Annotated in this window: 1 pseudogene; it reads right to left on the bottom strand. The window is 66.4% G+C overall.

The features are described from left to right. Positions 1–33 precede the first annotated feature (33 nt). Positions 34–593, bottom strand: a pseudogene (locus KVS67_RS11580) (IS256-like element ISMlu11 family transposase); the annotation flags it as partial.

Genomic DNA, 593 nt, shown 5'->3' with positions numbered 1-593 from the left:
GGGCGTGTCAACTTGTCTGTGTAAGCGGGGTGGTCACAGGTAGGGGTTGATCCGGTCGGGGTAGGCCGCGGCGAGCTGGGCGAGGGCCTGCTTCCAGTTCGTGACGGCCTGACCTTCGACGAGCCGGCCCTGGGCTTTGCGCTGGCCGGCGGGTTTGCCCCGGTCCCGAGCGCGTTCGGCGGCGCGTTTGTCTTCGATGTTGCAGATCGCCAGCCAGAGCAGCTTCACCGCCGCCTCGGTCGAGGGGAAGTGGCCGCGGTTCTTGGTCACCTTCCGTAGCTGGAAGTTCAGCGACTCGATGCTGTTGGTCGTGTAGATGACCTTGCGGAGCATGGGTGGGAACTGCAGGAACGGGATGAACCGCTCCCAGGAGTTCGCCCAGGTCGCGGCTGCAGACGGGTACTTCGTGCCGAGCTCGGAGGCCTCGAACTCGGCCAGCGCCTTCCTCGCGGTCTCTTCGTTGGGGGCGGTGTAGATCGGCTTCAGCGCGGCGGCGACCTTCTTGCGGTCCTGGTAGGCCACGAACCGCATCGCGGCCCGGATCAGGTGAACCACGCAGGTCTGGACCATCGAGTCCGGCCACGTCGCCTCGA

This window comes from Micrococcus sp. GbtcB5 (genome assembly GCF_019091605.1).
Lineage (GTDB): Bacteria > Actinomycetota > Actinomycetes > Actinomycetales > Micrococcaceae > Micrococcus > Micrococcus luteus.
Note: the sequence above shows the minus strand (reverse complement) of the source record. Positions and strands in the feature narration are given on the sequence as shown.